The 20,644-nt window shown below is 72.5% G+C and carries 20 protein-coding genes and 1 riboswitch; of the genes, 12 read left to right on the forward strand and 8 right to left on the reverse strand.

What is annotated here, in order from left to right:
- Positions 1-145: 145 nt before the first annotated feature.
- The 3 genes from QUY26_RS21800 to QUY26_RS21810 all read right to left on the reverse strand — a co-directional run bounded on the left by QUY26_RS21800 (position 146) and on the right by QUY26_RS21810 (position 3,437).
- Positions 146-1,081, reverse strand: coding sequence for a 1-phosphofructokinase family hexose kinase (locus QUY26_RS21800; RefSeq protein WP_289949204.1), 936 nt, complete (start codon positions 1,079-1,081; stop codon positions 146-148).
- Positions 1,082-1,204: 123 nt separating this feature from the next.
- The gene (gene nagA, locus QUY26_RS21805; protein ID WP_289949207.1) at positions 1,205-2,344 is read right to left on the reverse strand and encodes an N-acetylglucosamine-6-phosphate deacetylase; all 1,140 of its coding nucleotides are present in this window, start codon (positions 2,342-2,344) and stop codon (positions 1,205-1,207) included.
- A gap of 7 nt (positions 2,345-2,351) precedes the next feature.
- Positions 2,352-3,437: an ROK family protein gene (locus QUY26_RS21810; RefSeq protein WP_289949209.1), complete on the reverse strand. Its 1,086-nt coding sequence runs from the start codon at positions 3,435-3,437 to the stop codon at positions 2,352-2,354.
- 560 nt (positions 3,438-3,997) lie between these two features.
- On the opposite strand from QUY26_RS21810, the gene QUY26_RS21815 reads away from it, so the two are divergent.
- From QUY26_RS21815 to otsB, 3 genes are read left to right on the forward strand one after another with little or no spacing between them, the layout of a single operon-like run.
- On the forward strand, positions 3,998-5,221 hold the full coding sequence (locus tag QUY26_RS21815) for an extracellular solute-binding protein (RefSeq protein ID WP_289955908.1): 1,224 nt from the start codon (positions 3,998-4,000) through the stop codon (positions 5,219-5,221).
- A 42-nt stretch (positions 5,222-5,263) separates the two neighbouring features.
- Positions 5,264-5,515 (forward strand): DUF3263 domain-containing protein, encoded by a 252-nt coding sequence (locus tag QUY26_RS21820; RefSeq protein WP_289949211.1) that lies wholly within the window; start codon positions 5,264-5,266, stop codon positions 5,513-5,515.
- Positions 5,516-5,531: 16 nt separating this feature from the next.
- Entirely contained in the window at positions 5,532-6,392 is an 861-nt protein-coding gene (otsB, locus tag QUY26_RS21825) for a trehalose-phosphatase (RefSeq protein ID WP_289949214.1), read from the forward strand.
- 107 nt (positions 6,393-6,499) lie between these two features.
- Here otsB and QUY26_RS21830 read toward each other — a convergent pair whose 3' ends face one another.
- Entirely contained in the window at positions 6,500-7,894 is a 1,395-nt protein-coding gene (locus QUY26_RS21830) for an alpha,alpha-trehalose-phosphate synthase (UDP-forming) (protein WP_289949216.1), read from the reverse strand.
- 111 nt (positions 7,895-8,005) lie between these two features.
- Positions 8,006-8,989, reverse strand: coding sequence for a glucosyl-3-phosphoglycerate synthase (locus tag QUY26_RS21835; RefSeq protein WP_289949217.1), 984 nt, complete (start codon positions 8,987-8,989; stop codon positions 8,006-8,008).
- A 131-nt stretch (positions 8,990-9,120) separates the two neighbouring features.
- Positions 9,121-9,273, forward strand: a riboswitch (SAM riboswitch).
- On the opposite strand from QUY26_RS21835, the gene thrC reads away from it, so the two are divergent.
- The 7 genes from thrC to QUY26_RS21870 all read left to right on the forward strand — a co-directional run bounded on the left by thrC (position 9,267) and on the right by QUY26_RS21870 (position 16,292).
- Positions 9,267-10,607, forward strand: coding sequence for a threonine synthase (gene thrC, locus QUY26_RS21840; RefSeq protein WP_289949218.1), 1,341 nt, complete (start codon positions 9,267-9,269; stop codon positions 10,605-10,607). Its footprint overlaps the riboswitch before it by 7 nt.
- 127 nt (positions 10,608-10,734) lie before the next feature.
- Entirely contained in the window at positions 10,735-11,010 is a 276-nt protein-coding gene (locus tag QUY26_RS21845) for a ubiquitin-like small modifier protein 1 (RefSeq protein ID WP_128432056.1), read from the forward strand.
- A 419-nt stretch (positions 11,011-11,429) separates the two neighbouring features.
- The gene (locus tag QUY26_RS21850; RefSeq protein WP_005315736.1) at positions 11,430-11,633 is read left to right on the forward strand and encodes a cold-shock protein; all 204 of its coding nucleotides are present in this window, start codon (positions 11,430-11,432) and stop codon (positions 11,631-11,633) included.
- 408 nt (positions 11,634-12,041) lie between these two features.
- Positions 12,042-13,667, forward strand: coding sequence for a chaperonin GroEL (gene groL, locus QUY26_RS21855; protein WP_016643490.1), 1,626 nt, complete (start codon positions 12,042-12,044; stop codon positions 13,665-13,667).
- A 179-nt stretch (positions 13,668-13,846) separates the two neighbouring features.
- Positions 13,847-14,344 (forward strand): SigE family RNA polymerase sigma factor, encoded by a 498-nt coding sequence (locus tag QUY26_RS21860; protein WP_289949253.1) that lies wholly within the window; start codon positions 13,847-13,849, stop codon positions 14,342-14,344.
- Complete coding sequence (locus QUY26_RS21865) at positions 14,337-14,843, forward strand: hypothetical protein (RefSeq protein WP_289949255.1); 507 nt, start codon at positions 14,337-14,339, stop codon at positions 14,841-14,843. The genes QUY26_RS21860 and QUY26_RS21865 overlap by 8 nt, the downstream gene beginning before the upstream one ends.
- Before the next feature lie 111 nt (positions 14,844-14,954).
- The gene (locus QUY26_RS21870) at positions 14,955-16,292 is read left to right on the forward strand and encodes a mannosyltransferase family protein (protein WP_289949257.1); all 1,338 of its coding nucleotides are present in this window, start codon (positions 14,955-14,957) and stop codon (positions 16,290-16,292) included.
- 91 nt (positions 16,293-16,383) lie between these two features.
- Here the strand turns inward: QUY26_RS21870 and QUY26_RS21875 are convergent, their stop codons facing one another.
- From QUY26_RS21875 to QUY26_RS21885, 3 genes are all read right to left on the reverse strand, one after another.
- Entirely contained in the window at positions 16,384-17,625 is a 1,242-nt protein-coding gene (locus QUY26_RS21875) for an esterase/lipase family protein (protein ID WP_289949259.1), read from the reverse strand.
- A gap of 122 nt (positions 17,626-17,747) precedes the next feature.
- Positions 17,748-18,698 carry an N-acetylmuramic acid 6-phosphate etherase gene (murQ, locus tag QUY26_RS21880; RefSeq protein WP_289949261.1) on the reverse strand — a complete coding sequence of 317 codons (951 nt, stop codon included), beginning with the start codon at positions 18,696-18,698 and terminating at the stop codon, positions 17,748-17,750.
- A gap of 185 nt (positions 18,699-18,883) precedes the next feature.
- The gene (locus tag QUY26_RS21885) at positions 18,884-19,813 is read right to left on the reverse strand and encodes a MurR/RpiR family transcriptional regulator (protein ID WP_289949263.1); all 930 of its coding nucleotides are present in this window, start codon (positions 19,811-19,813) and stop codon (positions 18,884-18,886) included.
- 123 nt (positions 19,814-19,936) lie between these two features.
- Here QUY26_RS21885 and QUY26_RS21890 point away from each other — a divergent pair, with 123 nt between their 5' ends.
- Positions 19,937-20,323 (forward strand): hypothetical protein, encoded by a 387-nt coding sequence (locus QUY26_RS21890; protein WP_289949265.1) that lies wholly within the window; start codon positions 19,937-19,939, stop codon positions 20,321-20,323.
- Complete coding sequence (locus QUY26_RS21895; protein WP_289949267.1) at positions 20,320-20,586, forward strand: DUF4031 domain-containing protein; 267 nt, start codon at positions 20,320-20,322, stop codon at positions 20,584-20,586. The genes QUY26_RS21890 and QUY26_RS21895 overlap by 4 nt, the downstream gene beginning before the upstream one ends.
- The last annotated feature ends 58 nt before the right edge of the window (positions 20,587-20,644 follow it).

Below are 20,644 nucleotides of genomic sequence, written 5' to 3' on the forward strand. Positions count from 1 at the left end.
GTGGCGGCCCGTCGTGCTGGTTGCGTCCAAGCCTCGAACCGGTCGCGCCCATGCCTCGAACCGGTCGCGTCCATGCCTCGAAGCGCTGCCACGGCCTCCTCAGCGGCTCCTCGGCGGCTCCTCAGCGCCTCACGACCATCCGCGTTCAGCCCGCCGGTGGCTTGCCCGTCACCGCGACCTTCGCCAGCACGTCCTCGTACACCGTCGCGTCGAACTCGCCGGCCACGGGCGCCGCGACCGTGGCCGCCGACAGGGCCACCGCGCGGGCCAGGCGGTCCGGCCACGGCAGGTGCCGGACGAGGCCGGAGAGCAGGCCCGCGACGGCCGAGTCGCCCGCGCCGGTGGGGTTGCCGCGGACCGGGCCGGGGGGCTTGGCGCGCCAGGTGCCCTCGGGGGTGAGGGCGAGGAGGCCTTCGGGGCCGAGGGAGGCGACGACGGCGTGGGCGCCGCGGCGGCGGGCGTCGCGGGTGGCCTGGGACGGCTCGTGGGCGCCGGTGAGTTCGGCGAGTTCGTCGGCGTTGGGCTTGACGATGTCGGGGCGGGCGGCGACGCCGCGGCGCAGTGGTTCGCCGCTGGTGTCGAGGAGTACGGGGACGGAGGCGGCGCGCGCGGCGCGTATGAGGAGGGCGTACGCGCCCACCGGGACGCCGGGCGGGAGGCTGCCGCAGAGGGCCACGGCGCTCACGTCGTCGCCGGTCAGCAACTCCTCGTAGGAGGTGAGGAATCCGGCCCACTCGGTGGGCGTCACGGTCGGGCCCGGCTCGTTGAGCTGTGTGGTGTCGCCGGTGCGGGCGTCGACGACGGCCAGGGTGCGGCGGGTGGCGCCGGCGACGGGGCGCAGGCCGTCGCGGACGCCGGGGACGCGGGCGAGGTGGTCGCGCAGGGTGCGGCCGGTGTCGCCGCCCGCGAAGCCGGTCACCGTCACGTCGTGGCCGAGGGCGGCGAGGACGCGGGCGACGTTCAGGCCCTTGCCGCCCGCGCGTTCGGTGACGTCGGTGACGCGGTGCGAGGTGTGCGGGGTGAGGGAGGGCACTTGGTACGTGATGTCCAGGGCGGCGTTCAGCGTGACCGTGACGATCACTGCTTCACCCCCGGGACCACGGATGCGCGTGCTGTGCGCGTGTGCGGCTTGCGGGCTCTGATCATGCCAAAAAGAAGGCGGTTGGCCCAGACTTCGGACCAACCGCCGCTGTTATGAGGTGAATTACGGCTCGATGACCCACTCGCCCTTGCGCAGTACGCCCTTGAGGTCGAACTCGGCGTCCAGGACCACGATGTCCGCGTCCTTGCCGGGCTCCAGGGAGCCGATGCGGTCGTACATGCCGAGGAGCTTGGCGGGGTTCGCGGAGATCGCGGCGACGACGTCCTCGACGGGCAGCCCGTCGACGGTCACCGACCGCTTGAACGCGCGGTCCAGGGTCAGCGTGGACCCGGCGATGGAGCCGCCCTCGGCGAGCCGGGCGACGCCGTCCTTCACCTCGACCTCCAGCGGGCCCAGGTGGTAGGTGCCGTCGCCGAAGCCCGCCGCGTCCATCGCGTCCGTGATCAGGGCGACGCGGTCGGCGCCCGCGTGGTGGAAGGCCAGCTCGAAGGAGGCCGGGTGCAGATGCGTGCCGTCGTTGATCAGCTCGACGGTGATCCGCTCGTCCTCCAGGAGGGCGGCGATGGGGCCGGGGGCGCGGTGGCCGAGGCCGGGCATGGCGTTGTAGAGGTGCGTGGCGACGGTGGCGCCGGCGTCGATGGCGGCCTTCGTCTGCTCGTACGTGGCGTCGGTGTGGCCGATCGCCGCGATCACGCCGTGCTCGGCGAGCAGGCGTACGGAGTCGAGGCCGCCCGGCAGCTCGGTGGCGAGGGTGACCATGCGGGCCTGGCCGCGGGCCGCGTCGATGAGCTTGCGGACATCCGCCGGGTCCGGGTCGCGCAGCAGGGCCTCGCTGTGGGCGCCCTTGCGGCACGGCGAGATGAACGGGCCCTCGAAGTGGACGCCCGCGATGTCGCCCTGCTCGGCCAGTTCGGAGAGCAGGCCCGCGCGCTGCGCCAGGACGTCCATCTCGCCGGTGACCGTCGAGGCCACGGTGGTGGTGGTCCCGTGCAGGCGGTGGGTGTGGACGCCGTGCAGGATGTCCTCGGCGGTGCCGCTGGTGAAGGACGCGCCGCCGCCGCCGTGGTTGTGGATGTCGACGAAGCCGGGGACCAGCCAGTGGCCGGTCAGGTCGATCGTCTCGGCGTTCGCGGGCGGGCTCCCCGTGATGCGGCCGTCGTCCGACACGAGCACGCGGCCGCCCGGGACGATCCCGGTGGGCAGTACCACCTGGGCACCGGCGAGCACCTTGCTAGTGGCCATCTGGTGGTTACCTCCGGGGGGTCGGGGTCGCGGGGTTGGTGGGGGCGGCTTCGGCCGTGGCGTCGGCTGTGACATCGGTCGTCGCGTCGGCTGTGGCGCCGGTCGTGGCGCCGGTCGTGGGTCGTGCGGTGGGGGCGGCCGGAGTGGCCGGGGCGGCCGGGGTCTGCTCGGTGGCTTCGAGCAGGTCCCACGCGAGCAGGCCCGCGCCCAGGCAGCCCGCCGCGTCACCGAGCGCCGCCGGAACGATCTCCGGCAGCGTCTGGAACTCGACCACGCGGGCGGCGACGGCCGCGCGCAGCGGTGTGAACAAGGTTTCCCCGGCCTCCGCGAGGCCGCCACCGATGATCAGGGTGTGCGGGTCCAGGAGGGTGAGGGCCGTGAGCAGGCCGTCGGCGAGGGCCTGGACCGCGTCGTGCCAGACGGCGAGGGCGCGGGGGTCGCCGGAGCGGACCGCCTTCGCGCAGTCCGCCGCGTCGGCCGCCGGGTCGCCGCTGGCCTCCGCCCAGGCCTTGCTCACCGCGGACGCGGACGCGAGGCGCTCCAGGCAGCCGCGCTGGCCGCAGCCGCACGGGGGACCGCCGGGGCGTACGACGATGTGGCCGATCTCGCCCGCGGAGCCGTGGGCGCCGGGCTCGATGGTGCCGTTGATGCCGATGGCGCCGGCGATGCCGGTGCCCAGGGGGACGAAGAGGAAGCGGTCGGCGCCTTTGCCCGCGCCGAGTCGGCCCTCGGCGAGGCCGCCCGTGCGGACGTCGTGGCCGAGCGCAACGGGGATGCCTTCCAGGCGGGCGCTCAGGAGGTCGCGCAGCGGTACGTCGGACCAGCCGAGGTTGGCCGCGTACACCGCGATGCCGTGGTCGGCGTCCACGATGCCGGGTACGGCCACGCCGGCCGCTGCCGCCGGTTCGCCCAGGTGCGCCACGCCGTGGGCCCTCAGGTCGGCCGCGAACTCGACGATCGACTCGACCACGGCGTCCGGGCCGCGGTCGCGGCCGGTCGGGCGGCGGGCCTCGTGCAGCAGCGTGCCGTCCGCCCCGACCAGGGCGGCCTTCATTCCTGTGCCGCCCACGTCCAGGGCGATGACATGTCTCACGGGGACAGTGTCGCGTGTGACCCCGCGAGAGGTCTAGTCCACCTGCGTGGCGTCCGGCCTTCGCGGGGCGCCCCAGCCCCGCCCCTTCTCCGATCCCGGGGCTCCGCCCCCCCAAGCTGCTCAGGGAACAGGGGCCCCCACGACGGGCTGGAAGGTGCCGAGGGCAGGACTGATCGCGGTCCGGGCAGGGCTGATGGTGGTCCGGGCAGGGAGTGCGGACGCCCCTGGTCGAAGTGATTGCTGGGGCGGGTGCATGGGAGAGAGCCCGTCCGGCGTTTGAGGACGAGGCGCGGAGCGCCGAATCGGGGGCGGCCCCTGCGGGGCTGACGGCGCCGGGCTGTCGCTCGGCCGACGCCGCCGTGGGGCAATGATGCTGCTGTGGGGCAATGACGCCGCCGTGGGGGCAATATGGCAAGGCCGTTGCAGAAGTGATACTCGGGTGGTGTAGACCTTGTATATGGACGCGGGGGAAACTCGCGGTTCAGTACGTACGACGAGGGTGGGAAACAGCAGTGCAGCGGCGCGTGACAGGTCTGACCGCGGCGGTGGCCGCACTGAGCATGACGGCGCTGCTCGCCGGCTGCGGCGGCGACTCCGGTGACTCCGGTGACGTCACCCTCAAGCTCGTGGCCGCCGACTACGGCGACTCCGCCGCCAACAGCTCCAAGAAGTACTGGGGCGAGCTGACGAAGAAGTTCGAGGCGGAGCACCCGGGCATCAAGGTCGACGTGACCGTGCACTCCTGGACGGACGTCGACCGCGAGGTCAAGCAGATGGTGAAGGACGGGAACGCCCCCGACCTCGCCCAGATCGGCGCGTACGCCGACTACGCCGCGCAGAACAAGCTGTACTCCGCCGACGACCTGCTCTCCATCCCCACCCAGGCCGACTTCCTCGCCCCGCTCGCGAAGGCCGGCGAGGTGAACCGGGTGCAGTACGGCATGCCGTTCGCCGCGTCCACGCGCCTGCTCTTCTTCAACGAGAAGCTGTTCAAGAGCGCCGGGATCAAGCCGCCGCAGAGCTGGACCCAGCTCCAGGCCGCCGCGCAGAAGCTGAAGGCGCGCGGCGTGAAGATCCCGTACGCGCTGCCGCTCGGCCCGGAGGAGGCGCAGGCCGAGACGATGCAGTGGCTGCTCAGCGGGGGCGGCGGCTACACCGACAACGTCGACTCGTACGACATCGACTCCAAGCAGAACGTACAGACCTTCGACTGGCTGAAGAACGAGCTGGTCGGCAAGGGGCTCACCGGCCCGACGCCGCCCGGGAAGCTGAACCGCGCCGAGGCCTTCGCCGCGTTCACGCGCGGTGACGTCGGCATGCTCAACGGGCACCCCACGCTGATGCAGATGGCCTCGAAGAAGGGCCTGAAGTACGGCATGGTGCCGATGCCCGGCGTCAACGGCAAGGCCCAGTCCACGATGGGTGTCGCGGACTGGATGATGGCCTTCAAGCAGAACGGCCACCGCAAGGAGATCGGCGAGTTCCTCAACTTCGTCTACAGCACGAAGAACGTCCTGGACTTCTCCCGCGAGTACGACCTGCTGCCCGTCACGACGTCGGCGTCGCAGGAGATGTCGGACAACAAGGAAGACTCCGCGAAGCTCGGCCAGTTCCTGGAGGAGCTGCCCGCCTCGCAGCTGTACCCGGTCGGCAAGACGTCCTGGGCGCAGGTCTCCGTGCAGATCAAGAAGTACATCGGCAGGACCGTCGAGGAGAACGGCGACCCCGAGACCATCCTCGGGCAGATCGAGTCGAAGGCGGCCGCGGAGGAGAGCGCGCGGTGACGCGGGGGCCGGGGCGGCGGCGCCGGGGTTAGCGTGGGCGTCATGACGGACGACGCGCAGACCGGTCCCGGGGAGCTCTCCGGGCGGGCCAAGGACGTGCTCGCCCTGGAGCGGCGCAACTGGGCCGGGCCCGGAGCCAAGGAGCGGGCCATCCGGGAGGAGCTGGGGCTCGCCCCCGTCCGCTACTACCAGATCCTGAACGCCCTCCTCGACGACGAACGGGCCCTCGCCCACGATCCGGTCACCGTGAACCGACTGCGACGGGTTCGGCAGGCGCGGCGCGCCGAGCGTTGACGTTAGGGTCTGGCCCATGGGTGACCCGACGCACTCCCCGCCGCACTCCTTGCCGCAGCCGTCCACTCCCGCCGGGCGGGACGGACTCGCCGCGCTTCTGGCCCGGCCCGAACGCGCAGTGATCGCTCTGGACTTCGACGGCACGCTGGCGCCGATCGTGCCCGATCCCGAGCGGGCGCGGGCCCATCCCGACGCGGTGCCCGCGCTGGCCGCGCTCGCCCCGAAGGTCCGCTCCGTCGCCGTCGTCACCGGGCGGCCCGCGGGCGTCGCCGTCCGCTACGGCGGGTTCGCCGGGGTCCCCGGGCTCGAACACCTCGTCGTGCTCGGGCACTACGGTGCCGAGCGGTGGGACGCCGTCACCGGGACCGTGCAGGCCGCCGAGCCGCATCCCGGCGTCGCCGCCGTGCGGGCCGAACTGCCCGGGTTCCTGGACGCGATCGGGGCGTGGCACGGGACCTGGATCGAGGAGAAGGGGCGGGCCGTCGCCGTGCACACGCGGCGGGCGCGGGATCCGCAGGCCGCGTTCGACGCGTTGCGGGGGCCGCTCGGGGAGCTGGCCGCGCGCCACGGGCTGATCGTCGAACCCGGGCGTCTCGTCCTCGAACTGCGGCCGCCCGGCGTCGACAAGGGGGGCGCTCTTGTCGACTACGTACGTGAGGTGGGCGCCGAGACCGTCCTGTACGCCGGGGACGACCTCGGGGACGTGCCCGCCTTCACCGCCGTGGACAAGCTGCGGTCGGACGGGGAGGTGCGGGGGCTCCTCGTGTGCAGCGGGAGCCCCGAGGTCACGGAGCTGGCCGACCGCGCGGACGTGGTGACCGAGGGCCCCGCCGGCGTGGTCGCCCTCCTGTCGGCCCTGGCACACCAACTGCGCTGACGACGCGGCCGGACCCCATCGCCCCTGGCGGCCCACCTGCCCGCAGCGGATGGGCGGACACGGGAGCCGCGGGCGGCCAGGAGCCCGTGGCGGGGGGCAGGCGGGGGTCAGGCGGGGGTCAGGGCGTGGAGCTGGTCCAGGAACCACTGGGTCGGGGGGAGGGCGGTCGCGGCTGCGGCCAGGCGCTTGGTGCGCTCCGCCCGCTCCGCGGGGGGCATCAGGAGGGCCTCGTGGAGCGCGGACGCCGTCGCGGACACGTCGTACGGGTTGACCGTGAGCGCGTCCTCGGACAGCTCCTCGTAGGCCCCGGCCTCCCGGGAGAGGACGAGCGCGCACCCCTCGTCGGAGACGACGGGAACCTCCTTGGCGACGAGGTTCATGCCGTCCCGGATGGGGTTGACGAGAGCGACGTCGGCGAGCCGGTACGCGGCCAGGGAACGGGCGAAGTCGTCCTTGACGTGGAGGACGACCGGCGTCCACCCGGCCGTGCCGTACGCGGAGTTGATGGCCTCGGCGACCCGCGACACCTCCGCGGTGTACGCGCGGTAGACGTCGAGGTCCTGCCGCGAGGGGTAGGCGAAGGCGACGTGCACGACCCGCTCCCGCCACTCGGGCCGCTCGGCGAGGAGCTGTTCGTAGGCGCGCAGCCCGCGCACGATGTTCTTGGACAGCTCGGTCCGGTCCACCCGGACGATGACCTTCCGGTCGGGCCCGATCTGCTCCCGCAGCGCGGCGAGGCGCTCCTCGACGTCCGGGCGCCCCGCCCGCTCCCGCAGGAAGTCCGCGTCGGCCCCGAGCCCGTGCACCCCGATCCGGGTCCCGGACGTGCCGCCGAGCACCGCCACGCAGCAGGCCGTGAAGGCGTCCGCCCAGCGCCCGGTGAGGAAGCCGAGCCGGTCCGCGCCGAGCATCCCGCGCAGGAGCTGCTCGGCGATGTCGTCGGGCAGGAGCCGGAAGTAGTCGACGGGCGCCCAGGGCGTGTGCGAGAAGTGCCCGATGCGCAGGTCGGGGCGGAGTTCGCGGAGCATGCCGGGCACGAGGGCCAGGTGGTAGTCCTGGACGAGGACGGCGGCGCCGGGCGCGGCCTCGCGGGCGAGGGCGTCGGCGAAGGCCTGGTTGTACGTCTCGTACGCGGCCCACTGGGCGCGGAACTCCGGCCCGAAGGCTGGTTCGAGGGGCGTCTGGTACAGCATGTGGTGCACGAACCACAGCACGGAGTTCGCGACGCCGTTGTACGCCTCGGCGTGCACGGCGGCGTCGATGTCGAGCATCCGCACGCCCGGCTCGCCGACCCCGCGCCGCACGGCCTCCCGGTCGCCGTCGCCGAGCGCCGAGCACACCCACAGGGCGTCGGCCTCGTCGCCGACGGCGCTGAGCCCGGAGACGAGCCCGCCGCCGCCGCGCTTGGCGTCGAGCGTGCCGTCGGCACTGAGGGAGTACGTCACCGGGCCGCGGTTGGACGCGACGAGGACCTGGGCTGTGCCCACCTGCTCGGAAGCCATGTGCCGAAACCTAGCCGCTCGCGCAAACGCTCAAACGTACGGCCGGCGGGTGGGCGGACGGATGGCGGGACCGGACCGTATACACCTCGCCCGCCGCCCCCGCCCGGACCCTCAGGCCACCCGCCGCTCCGCGTACTCCGCGACCTCCGCCATCGGCGGCCGCTCCTCCGTGTCCACCGCGTACGTCCGCGGTTCGAAGCCGTGCTCGCCGCGGACGAACTGGGTCAGCTCGGGGCGGACGAGATGGGCGCGGGCGAGCCGCAGCTGCGCGGTGCGGTAGATCGCCGCCGCCATCCGGCCGAGCGCCTGCCCGTCCTGGTGCCGGTGCCTGCGCACCCCGACGTCGACCTGCGCGAGCGCGTCCAGGCCGACGGTGTGCAGCGCGTCGACGAGCAGGCCGAGCTCCACGCCGTACCCGACGGGGAAGGGGAGGCGTTCCAGGAGCGACCTGCGGGCCGCGTACTCGCCGCCGAGCGGCTGTACGAACCCCGCGAGCTGCGGCCAGTGCATGTTCAGCAGGGGCCGCGCCATCAGTTCGGTGACCCGGCCGCCCTGCCCGGCCGTCGCGCCGGACGCCGGGCCCTCGGCCGCGGGGCCGTCGGACACCGTCATCGGGCGGTCGTACATCGCCTTCACGAACTGCACGTCCGGCTCCGTGAGCAGCGGTCCCACGATGCCGGAGACGAAGTCCGCCGAGAACTCCTTCAGGTCCGCGTCCACGAACGCCACGACGTCACCGCGGGTGACCAGGAGGGAGCGCCACAGGACCTCGCCCTTGCCGGGGACGGCGGGCAGCCTCGGCAGGATCTCGTCCCGGTGCACCACCCGGGCCCCGGCGGCCGCGGCCACCTCGGCCGTGCGGTCCGCGGAGCCGGAGTCGATCACCACGAGCTCGTCGACGAGCTTGACCTTCTCCATCAGCTCACGACGGATCTCGGCGACGATCCCGCCGACCGTCTCCTCCTCGTCGAGGGCGGGCAGCACCACGCTCACCGAGGTGCCGAGAGCGCGCTTGGCGGCTGTCAGGGCGCCGGGCGCCCGGTCGGCGACGGACCAGGAACGCCTGCTGAGCCAGCGCTCGACCTCTTCCAGCACGCGCGTCCTCCCGGTTGTGATCCATCTCGCGCATCGGACGACTATCTCAAGAGTCCAAGGCTTCGGTTACAGTCTTGAACAACGCCGGTGACCATCGCATGTCGGGGGTCCCGGGCGTCACAATCGAATACCGCTCATCCAGAGGGGCAGAGGGATACGGCCCGTTGAAGCCCCGGCAACCCTCCAGCCGGTCTCGATCGTCGCGTACGCGCGCCGCGAGGCTCCCGGCTCGGGAAGGTGCCAATTCCGTCTCGTGGCGAGATGCGCCGCGAGGAAGATGAGGAGAAAGGGCCTCGCCTCCATGGCTGTGCAGACTGTCGCAACCTCCCCCGCCGACTCCGGCACCTCCGCCGACTCCGGCACCGTAGACCTCGGCCCCGCCTCGGGCCTCTCCTGCCGCGAGTGCGGAACCCGCTTCGACCTGGGCCCCATCTTCGCCTGCGCCGAGTGTTTCGGCCCCCTCGAAGTCGCCTACGACCTTCCTCTCGGCGACCCGGAGGGCCTGCGCAAGCGGATCGAGTCCGGCCCCGCGAACATCTGGCGGTACGCCCCGCTGCTTCCCGTCCCCGCCGACGTGGCCGACAAGCCGAACCTCAACCCGGGCTGGACCAAGCTCGTCAAGGCCGACAACCTCGCCGCGGAACTCGGCGTCGAGCAGGGCAAGTTGTTCATCAAGGACGACTCGGGCAACCCCACGCACTCCTTCAAGGACCGCGTCGTGGCGCAGGCGCTCGAAGCCGCGCGCGCCTTCGGCTTCACCACGCTGTCCTGCTCCTCCACGGGCAACCTGGCCGGTGCCGTCGGCGCCGCCGCCGCCCGCGCGGGCTTCCGCTCCTGCGTGTTCATCCCGCACGACCTGGAGCAGGGCAAGGTCGTCATGGCCGCGGTGTACGGCGGTGAGCTCGTCGGCATCGAGGGCAACTACGACGACGTGAACCGCTTCTGCTCCGAGCTGATCGGCGACCCGCTGGGCGAGGGCTGGGGCTTCGTCAACGTCAACCTGCGGCCGTACTACGGCGAGGGTTCCAAGACCCTCGCGTACGAGATCTGCGAGCAGCTGGGGTGGGTCCTGCCCGACCAGCTCGTGATCCCGATCGCCTCCGGGTCCCAGCTCACGAAGATCGACAAGGGTCTGAAGGAGCTGATCGCGCTCGGTCTCGTCGAGGACAAGCCGTACAAGATCTTCGGGGCGCAGGCGGAGGGCTGCTCGCCGGTGTCCACCGCGTTCAAGGCGGGCCACGACGTCGTCCGGCCGCAGAAGCCGGACACCATCGCCAAGTCCCTCGCCATCGGCAACCCGGCCGACGGGCCCTACGTCCTCGACATCGCGCGGCGTACGGGGGGTGCGGTGGAGGACGTGAACGACGAGCAGGTCGTCCAGGCGATCGAGCTGCTCGCTCGGAGTGAAGGGATCTTCGCAGAGACCGCCGGAGGCGTGACGGTCGGCGTCACCAAGAAGCTGGTGGATGCCGGGCTCATCGACCCGACCCGCACCACGGTGGTGCTGAACACCGGTGACGGCCTGAAGACTCTCGACGCGGTCGCCGAGAGGTCTCAGGCGACCGCCACGATCAAGCCCAGTCTTGATGCGTTCCGCTCCGCAGGGCTTGCCGGCTGATCGCCGCAGGGCCTGGAGCATTGTTTCGTCCGCGGGAGCGCTGTGGCTGGTCGCGCAGTTCCCCGCGCCCCTTCGGGGGCGCCCCTGACGGGGCGCTCATCCTCCCCGTACCCCTGAGGTGAAACCCATGAGTGTCAACGTCCGCATCCCCACCATTCTTCGCACCTACACCGGTGGTCAGGCCGAGGTCGCCGCCGAGGGGGCGACGCTCGGTGAGGTCATCGCCGACCTGGAGAAGAACCACACCGGTATCGCCGCCCGGGTCCTGGACGACCAGGGCAAGCTGCGGCGGTTCGTGAACGTGTACGTGAACGACGACGACGTGCGGTTCGAGCAGGGTCTCGAGACCGCGACGCCGGACGGCGCCGGGGTTTCGATCATTCCTGCCGTCGCCGGCGGCTGACGCACGCAGAGTCACTGGTATTGCCCCCTCCGCGAGAGAAGCGGAGGGGGCAATTCTGCATGGTTGAGCGCGGTACAGTTGGGAATGGAGTGCCGCTCTCGGCGCAAGCAGTGCCGCGCGCATATTCGAAGTCGGCCGCGGAGCCGACAAGAAGCAGCCAAAGTGTCCTGCCCATTTGAGCCCTATGTGGCATTTGTCGGGCCCGACTTGCCCTGAATTCCGTGGAATTCTCCTGAAATCGCCGATAGCGCGTGCCCAGAATTCTCGTCCGATTGACCTGTTGCAGAGGGCAGTTGGACAGATACATTCAGCCGCGGTCGACGCGTTCCGGCGCACACCCCCAACCCATGGGGGGTGAGGTCTGACCCGGGTCCGCGAAGTGCGGGTCTGCGCAAGGGCCAGTAATAGGGGAGTTAGGCATGGCTCAGGGCACCGTCAAGTGGTTCAACGCGGAGAAGGGATACGGCTTCATCGCGGTCGACGGTGGTGCGGATGTTTTCGTCCACTACAGCGCGATCCAGATGGACGGCTACCGCACCCTGGAAGAAGGTCAGCGAGTCGAGTTCGAGATCTCGCAGGGCCAGAAGGGTCCGCAGGCGGACATGGTCAAGCTCGCCGTCTGAGCGGCTTGACGCGATCGGCCACCGACGCGACGCAGACGAAGGGTCCGCACCCCGGGAACGGGGTGCGGACCCTTCGTCGTTCCAAGATCGGAGTGTTCCGCCCGGCCCGAGGGGGCCCGTCGCCCGGCCACCGCCCCTCATCGACGCTTCTTCGAAGCGACCTTGCCCCCACCCGTCGCCCGACCACCGCCCCTCATCGACGCTTCTTCGAAGCGACCTTGCACTCTCGGGGGTCGAGTGCTAATCATTGGCGTTAGCACTCTACGAGTGAGAGTGACAGAACTTGGGTCGGGTCGGTGAGGTCCGCAGGCCGGGTGGGGCAAGGAACCACACGGTGAGCAGGCCGTCCGTCGCGGGCGCCAGCCAGATCCGTTTGCGTTTCCACCCCGTCCGGGAGGACCACTTCACATGGCCAAGATCATCGCGTTCGACGAGGAGGCACGGCGCGGCCTCGAGCGCGGCATGAACCAGCTCGCCGACGCCGTCAAGGTGACCCTGGGCCCCAAGGGTCGCAACGTCGTCCTCGAGAAGAAGTGGGGCGCCCCCACGATCACCAACGATGGTGTGTCCATCGCCAAGGAGATCGAGCTCGAGGACCCGTACGAGAAGATCGGCGCCGAGCTGGTCAAGGAGGTCGCGAAGAAGACGGACGACGTCGCCGGTGACGGCACGACGACCGCGACCGTCCTCGCCCAGGCGCTCGTCAAGGAAGGCCTGCGCAACGTCGCGGCCGGCGCCAACCCGATGGCCCTCAAGCGCGGCATCGAGAAGGCCGTCGAGGCCGTCTCCGGCGCCCTGCTCGAGCAGGCCAAGGACGTGGAGACCAAGGAGCAGATCGCTTCCACCGCCTCCATCTCCGCCGCCGACACCCAGATCGGCGAGCTCATCGCCGAGGCGATGGACAAGGTCGGCAAGGAAGGCGTCATCACCGTCGAGGAGTCGCAGACCTTCGGGCTCGAGCTTGAGCTCACCGAGGGCATGCGCTTCGACAAGGGCTACATCTCGGCGTACTTCGCCACCGACATGGAGCGTATGGAGGCGTCGCTCGACGACCCGTACATCCTGATCGTCAACTCCAAGATCTCCAACGTGAAGGACCTCCTTCCGCTCCTGGAGAAGGTCATGCAGTCGGGCAAGCCGCTGCTGATCATCGCCGAGGACGTCGAGGGCGAGGCCCTGTCCACGCTGGTCGTCAACAAGATCCGCGGCACCTTCAAGTCCGTCGCCGTCAAGGCCCCGGGCTTCGGCGACCGCCGCAAGGCCATGCTCGGCGACATCGCCATCCTCACCGGTGGCACGGTCATCTCCGAGGAGGTCGGCCTCAAGCTGGAGAACGCCGGTCTCGACCTGCTCGGCCGCGCCCGCAAGGTCGTCATCACCAAGGACGAGACGACCATCGTCGACGGCGCCGGTGAGAGCGACCAGGTCCAGGGCCGCGTCAACCAGATCCGCGCCGAGATCGAGAACTCGGACAGCGACTACGACCGCGAGAAGCTGCAGGAGCGCCTGGCGAAGCTCGCCGGCGGTGTTGCGGTCATCAAGGCCGGTGCCGCGACCGAGGTCGAGCTCAAGGAGCGCAAGCACCGCATCGAGGACGCCGTGCGCAACGCGAAGGCGGCCGTCGAGGAGGGCATCGTCGCCGGTGGTGGCGTGGCCCTGCTGCAGGCCTCCTCCGTCTTCGAGAAGCTGGAGCTCGAGGGTGACGAGGCCACCGGTGCCGCCGCTGTGAAGCTGGCCCTGGAGGCCCCGCTGAAGCAGATCGCGGTCAACGCCGGCCTCGAGGGCGGCGTCGTCGTGGAGAAGGTGCGCAACCTGGCCGTCGGCCAGGGCCTGAACGCCGCCTCCGGCGAGTACGTCGACATGATCGCCGAGGGCATCATCGACCCGGCGAAGGTCACGCGTTCCGCCCTGCAGAACGCCGCGTCCATCGCCGCGCTGTTCCTCACCACCGAGGCCGTCATCGCCGACAAGCCGGAGAAGGCCGCCGCGGCGGGCGCTCCGGGCGGCATGCCCGGCGGTGACATGGACTTCTGAGCCTGACGGCTCGGACCCGGTCCGCTCGTTCCGAGGGCGGCACTCCTTCCAGTTCCTGGAGGGGGTGCCGCCCTCGGGCGTTCGCGGGAGACACCCGGAAAAAATCTCCCGGCCCGTGTCAACCGGACGCGCCCCCGCCGGTCTAGAGAGGTTGTACCGACCAGATGGGGAGCACGTCATTGACCGCTGAGGAGTTCGAGGAGTTCTACGCCCACGCGGTCCGACGGCTCACCGGCCAGCTGTATGTGATGCTCGGCGACCTCCAGGAGGCGCAGGACGTCGTGCAGGAGGCGTTCGTCAAGGCCTGGAGCAGGCGCGGCCGCCTGGTGAAGGAGGCCGCGCCCGAGGCGTGGATCCGCACCGTGGCCTGGCGGCTCGCCGTGCGCCGGTGGCACGGGCGGCGGCGCAGCGAGCAGGCCTGGCAGCGGCACGGCGGCGCGCCGCCCGAGGCCGCGCCCGACCCCGGGTCCGTGGTCCTCGTCGAAGCGCTGAAGGGGCTGTCCCCGCAGCAGCGCAGGACGGTGGCGCTGCACTACATCTGCGATCTGTCGGTGGAGCAGATCGCCGCGGAGACGGGCCAGTCCACCGGCACGGTCAAGACGCATCTGTCCCGGGGGCGGGCCGCCCTCGCCGACCGCTTGCAGGACCCTCGTATCCAGGAGGCGCACGGTGACTGAAGCCCACCACGACGATCCGCTCGCGGACGCGCTCAGGGAGCTGGCCGCGGCGGCGGAACGCGGCACCGACCCGGCGCCCGCGCCCCTGGTCACGGCCCGCGGCGAGCGGGTGCGGCGGCGCAGGTTCGCCGTGCTCGCGGCCAGCGCCGTGCTGCTGTGCGGCGGGATGGGCGGCGCGGTCGCCGCCGGGCTCGCCGGCTCCGCGGAACGGGTGCCCCCGGCCGACACCAGCGACCCGCGGCCCGCGCCCTCCTCCGGCGACCCGGTGCCCGACCCCACCGAATCCTCGGCGTCCTCGTCGTCCTCGTCGTCGCCAGGGCCGACCGAGACCTCCGAGGGCCCCGACACCAGTACGCCGCCCACGGCCGGCAGCTCCGCCGCCGACCCCAGTCACTCGCCGACGTACCCCCGGGGCACCACGCCCCCGACCACCGGCACCCAGGGCGCGACCGAGGCCCCGTACCGGGGCGGCCGGACCAGCCCGCCCTCGACGCCGTAACCCGGCACGCCCCGCCCTGCCCACGACCGGCACCCCTTCCCGCAGCACCCACCGACCGGCGGCGCACCGCGCGCCGCCGGGCGATTCCGCGCGCCCGAACGGAGACCACGCATGCCCGCGGCACCGGCGACGACCGCCACCCGGCCCTCCCCGCGCCCGCCCCGGCCCGACGTCCGCGGGCAGCAGCGGCGGCGGCCCGGCGGCGCGCGGGCGGCTCTGCGGCGGCTGGTGGGGCGGCTCGACGCCACCGACTGCTTCGTGCTCCAGGTGTACGCGGGCACGCGGGTGGGGCTGTTCGTCACCGGGTACTGCGTGGGGTGGCTGTTTCCCGCGAACTCCCGTGCCAAGGAGGCGCCGGGGCCGCTCTCCGTGTGGGAGCAGTGGGACTGGACGCACTTCCGGCACATAGCGGAGTACGGCTACTTCGGGCCCGCGCCGGGGTACGCGGACGGCTTCGAGAACGAGGAGGCGTTCTTCCCCGGGTTTCCGCTGGTGCTGCGCGCGGTGCGGCTCGTCGTGCCGGACTGGGTGGCGGCCGGGCTGCTGATCTCGCTGGTCTCGGGCGCGGTCGCGATGCTGGCGCTGGCCCGCGTGGCCAGGCTCGGGGGCGCGGGCCCCGGCAAGGGCGCGGGCCCCGGCAAGGGCGCGGGCCCCGGCAAGGGCGGGGGAGGCGGTGCGGGGGCGGCGGTCCGGCTCGGGGGCGGGGACGACGTCGCCCGGCGGGCCGTCCTCGTCGTCCTCCTCTCGCCCTGCGCCGTCTTCCTCGCCGCGGGCTACTCCGAGTCCCTCTTCCTCGCCTTCGCGCTGCCCGCCTGGCTCGCCGCCCGGTCGGGCCGCTGGCCGCTCGCGGCGACGCTCGCCGCGTGCGCCACGGCGACCCGCGTCAGCGGCCTCTTCCTCGCGGCCGCCCTGGCCGTCGACTTCCTCCTGGCCCGCGACGGCCGCCGCGACTGGCGCAGGCTGCCCTGGCTGACGCTGCCCGCGGTGCCCGCCCTCGCGTACACGCTGTACCTGTACGACCGCACCGGCGACTGGATGGCCTGGAAGCACGCCCAGGAGCGCGGCTGGTACCGCACCTTCCACCCGCCGTGGGAGGCCTGGGGCAACACCTGGAACGCGGCGTTCGACGGCCGCTACTCCACCGGGTACGCCCTGATGTCCCAGGCCGAGCTCGTCGCCATGGTGGTCGGGGCGGCCCTGCTCGGCCGGCTCCTGCGGCGCCGGAGGTGGCCGGAGGCGGTGTACATCGCCCTGAACCTGTGGGCGCTCGGCACCTCGTACTGGTACACGTCCGTGCCCCGGGCGACCCTGCTGTGGTGGCCGCTGTGGACGGGCCTGGCCGGGTGGAGCGTCAGGGCGCCGTGGCGCGCGTACGCGGGGCTGTGCGTGCTGGCGCCGCTGAGCACGCTGTTCGCGGTGACGTTCCTGTCGGGGAGATGGACGGGCTGAGCACCGGGCCCGCGCGGCCGGGTGCGCCGGTGCCCGCGGCGGCAGCCGCCCCGCGACGGCCGCCACCGCGGGCGGGTGCCCGCCCCTCGGGCTACGGCAGGCGCTCCAGGATCCAGCCGCACAGCTCCTCGGTGATGTGGGTGTGCGGCTCGTTCTGGGAGGCGACCTTGAACTCGTCGAGCTCGCTGTCCTCGGGGGCGAGGGCGTTGATGTCGGAGTAGAGGTCGTCCTGGCTGGTGACGTCGCGGATGGCGACGGCGCTGACCGCGGGCACGAAGCAGTGCTCGCGGACCGGCACGTCGACGCCCAGACCGGCGATCTTGTTGAGGGCGTCGGCGAGGATGCCGAAGCCCTCCAGGGTGCCGCCGGGCGCGCCGTCGAACTCGGGCAGGCCGGAGGTGTGGATCTCCGGCTTCTTCAGGGTGAGGACGCGGAGCGTGGCCACGAGCTGGGCGTCGCCCGCGGACTGGGTGTTGAGGTCGGTGCCGACGATGCCGAGGCCCTTGCCGAGGACGGCGTCCACGCCGGGCCGGATGCCGTTGCCCTCGCCCGTGCCGACGCCGTTGGCGACGCCGATGGTCCGGGGCTGCCGCGGCCAGTTGCCGACGCGCGCCAACTCGGCGAGGAACTCCTCGCGTTCCTTGTCCACGGCCGGGGCGTCCTGCCACTCGGCGATGTGCTGGGCGAGCAACTGCCGGGACGCGGCGCTGTTGATCTGGTCGGAGAACCGGGCGTCGAGCTTGCGGATGTAGTGCGCGAAGGCCTGCAGCGCGATGGGGATCCAGGCGCCGCGGTGCGGGCTGTCGTACGAGAAGTAGAGCCGCGTCCCGTGGTCGGGGCCGCCGGGTTCGGACTCCATCTTGGCGAGGGCGTACCGCGTGACGAGCCCGCCCATGCTGAACCCGCCGACGACCAGCGGGTGCCCGCCCGCACGCTCCGCGGCGGCACGCTGAATGGCGGTGATCGTGGCCTGCGCGTTGTCGAGGATCGACGCGCTGCGCTCGTGGTAGCCGATCAGGACGACGTCCCTGCCGCGCCTGCGCAGCTCGCTCAGGAACGGGAACGGGGAGGTGAAGTCCAGCGCGTTCCAGGAGAAGTCGGGGGTGCTCGGCCCCGTGTTGAAGCCGTCGGCGAGGAGCACGGGCCGGGTCAGGGCGCTGTTGCCCTCGCCGCGGTACACCCAGGCGGTGCCGCCGGGCAGCTCCCAGACGTCGTGCGGCACGGGCGGGACCTGGGTCGGGGCCTCCCTCGGCCCCGGGGCGAGAACGATCGGCGGCGCGGCACGCAGGGCTTCCTGTACCTGGGCTTCGGTGGGCGCGTTCTGCTCGGGCATGCGCGTTCCCCTCCCTTGAGCGTCACCAGCTGACGGTCAAGGGGCATCCTGCTTATGGCCCCTACGCTCCGGAAGGCGTGTTTTGCGCCGTAAATGGAGCGCCCACCGAGCCCCAAGGGTCCCTATGGCGTACGGGAGTTGTCGAGCGCGGCGCGGAGGTGGCCGTCGGACTCGGCGAGGAGGCGGGCGGCGGTGGGGCCGTCGACGGAGCCGAGGAGGGTGAGGATGGCGTTCTTGACCTCGCCGTCGGTGGCCGCGAGGGCCGCCTCGATGTCCTCGTCGGAGGCGCCGGTGGCGAGGGCGACGATGCGGCGGGAGCGGGCGCGCAGCTTCTCGTTGGAGGCCCGCACGTCGACCATCAGGTTCCCGTAGGTCTTGCCGAGGCGGATCATCGTGATCGTCGACAGCATGTTGAGGACGAGCTTCTGGGCCGTGCCCGCCTTCAACCGGGTGGATCCGGTGAGGAGTTCGGGCCCGACGACGACCTCGATGCCGTGCTCGGCCGCGGCGGCGAGGGCGCTTCCCGCGTTGCAGGACAGGCCGACGGTGAGGGCGCCGGCGGCACGGGCGTGCTCGACGGCGCCGACGGCGTAGGGGGTGCGGCCGGACGCGGACACGCCGACCACGGTGTCGTCGGCGGTGAGGCCGAGCGCGTCCAGGTCCGCGGCGGCCAGGTCCTTGCTGTCCTCGGCGCCCTCGATCGAGGTGACCACGGCGGCGGGGCCGCCCGCGATGAGGCCGACGACATCGCCCGGGTCGGTGTTGAACGTCGGCGGGCACTCGGAGGCGTCGAGCACCCCGAGCCGCCCCGCGGTGCCCGCGCCCGCGTAGATCAGCCGTCCGCCGCGGGCCATGCGCTCGGCGGTCGCGTCGATGGCTGCGGCGATCCGCGGCACCTGCTCGGCGACGGCCGCGGGCACGGACGCGTCCTCGCCGTTCATGATCGTCGCGATCTCCGCCGTGGACAGCCGGTCGATCTCGGAGAGCTCGGGCCGGAAGGCCTCGGTGGTGAGGGTCTCCAACTGGGCACGGAGTTCGCCGTAGGCGGCGGGCCCGGTGGGCGTGGAGGTCATGGGGGAGGGCTCTTTCGGGGGAGAGAGGGGACATGGTGGGCGAGGGGTGCGGTGGCACGGGCGCCACTGCGCGGCCGGGGGAGGTGTTTCCAGCCCGTCGTGGGGGTCCCCCTGCTCCTTAAGAGCTTGGGGGAGTTGAGGACGAGGCCGCAGGCCGATCGGCGCCCGCCCCGGCGAACGCGACCTCAGCGACTGCCGGCGCCCCCGCGAGGGCTGTGCCGGTGAGCCAGGGCCTCGTAGGACGCGGCCAGCGCAGGCGCAGCCGTTTCGTACGTCCGCTGGGCGACACCCACGAACAGACAGTCCACGACCAGCAACTGACTGGTCCTGGACGACATGGCCGCAGGCCGCAACTCGCTCTCACGCGCGGTGGACGTGGTCAGTATGTGATCGGCGTACTGCGACACGAGCCCGTCGGGCCGCCCCGTGATCGCGACGGTGGTCGCCCCGTGCTCGAAGGCGACCCGCAGCGGCTCGATGACGTCACCGGTGGACCCGGAGTGGGTGATCGCGATGGCGACGTCCTTGGCGCGGAGCGTGACCGCGTTGGTGACGGCCAGGTGCGGATCGGAGTGCGCGTGCGCGACCTGGCCGATGCGCAGCAGCTTCTGTACGAGGTCCTGGGCGACGAGCCCGGACGCGGCGACGCCGTACACCTCCACGCGGCGGGCCGCGGCCAGCGCGCTGACGGCCGCGCCGAGCTGGACGGTGTCGAGTCCGGCCGCGGTGTCGGCGAGGGTCTGCTGCTCGTCGTAGGCGAGCTTCGCCACCACGTCCGCGATGGGGTCGTCCACGGCGATGTCGGCGGTGACGGCGGGGGCGCGGCCGGACTGCTGCTGGGCGGCGAGTCCGGCGAGGGCGAGGCGCAGATCGCGGTAGCCGGGGTAGCCGAGCAGGCGGGCGGTGCGGACCACCGTGGCCTCGCTGGTGCCGGTGAGCTCGGCGAGGCCGGTGACGGTGAGGGCGGCGGTGCCTGCCGGGTCGCCCGCGACGGCCTCGGCGACCCGCTGCATGGAGCGGGTCATCGACGGCGCGAGCGTGCGGACCTTGGCCGCGAGGGCGGCCGGGGCCGGGGGCGCGCCACCCGCGAAAATTTCCTTCACGTCATGGGTCACCCTTGAAAGATATTTTCGGCACCGGGGCGGGTCAAGACCCCCGACGTCCGCGGCCCGCGGGTGGGGCCGCCGTCGCCCCGGACCGCCCGGCGCCCGGTGCGCGGCGGGGCGCACAATGGCTGCATGGACTCCTCCGCATCCTCCGTCCCCGTAGGCCCGCTGGAGCGGGCGCTGCACGCGGCCCGCGCGCTGGTCCTCGCCGACCTGGTCGCGGACGAGGTGGCCGAGCCGGACGTCGTGTCGTTCGTCGAGGACTCCGTGGCGCAGCGCCGCTGGTGGGTCGAGCAGTGGCCCGAAGGCGTCGACTTCGTCGCCGGGCTCGTCGCGCAGGACGTGCAGGACGCCCTCCTGGAGCGGTACGGACGGTGGCCCCTGTGCCCGGTGTGCGGCTCGGGCGACCCGCACGCCCTCGACGTGGAGCCGGAGTTGGGCGCCGACCCGCACTGGGTGTGCGGGAAGGCGGGCGTGATGGTCGCGGCCGTCGGCTCGCTGGGGTCGGTGCGTCGGTGACCCTCTACATCGACCCGCCGATCTGGCCCGGCCACGGCCGCATGTGGTCGCACCTGGTCAGCGACGAGTCGTACGAGGAGCTGCACGCGTTCGCCGCCCGGATCGGCGTGCCGGAGCGGGCCTTCGAGCGGGACCACTACGACCTGCCCGCGCACCGGTACGGGGACGCGGTGCGGGCGGGGGCGGTCGCGGTCGGGTCGAAGGAGCTGGTGCGGCGGCTGACGGAGGCGGGGTTGCGGCGGCGCAAGGGCCGGGAGGCGTAGGGCCCCGGGGAGGCCCGAAGCCTGACGCCCCGAGCCCCGAGCCCCGAGCCCCAAGTCC

Source organism: Streptomyces flavofungini, assembly GCF_030388665.1.
In the GTDB taxonomy this organism is placed as follows: Bacteria; Actinomycetota; Actinomycetes; order Streptomycetales; family Streptomycetaceae; genus Streptomyces; species Streptomyces flavofungini_A.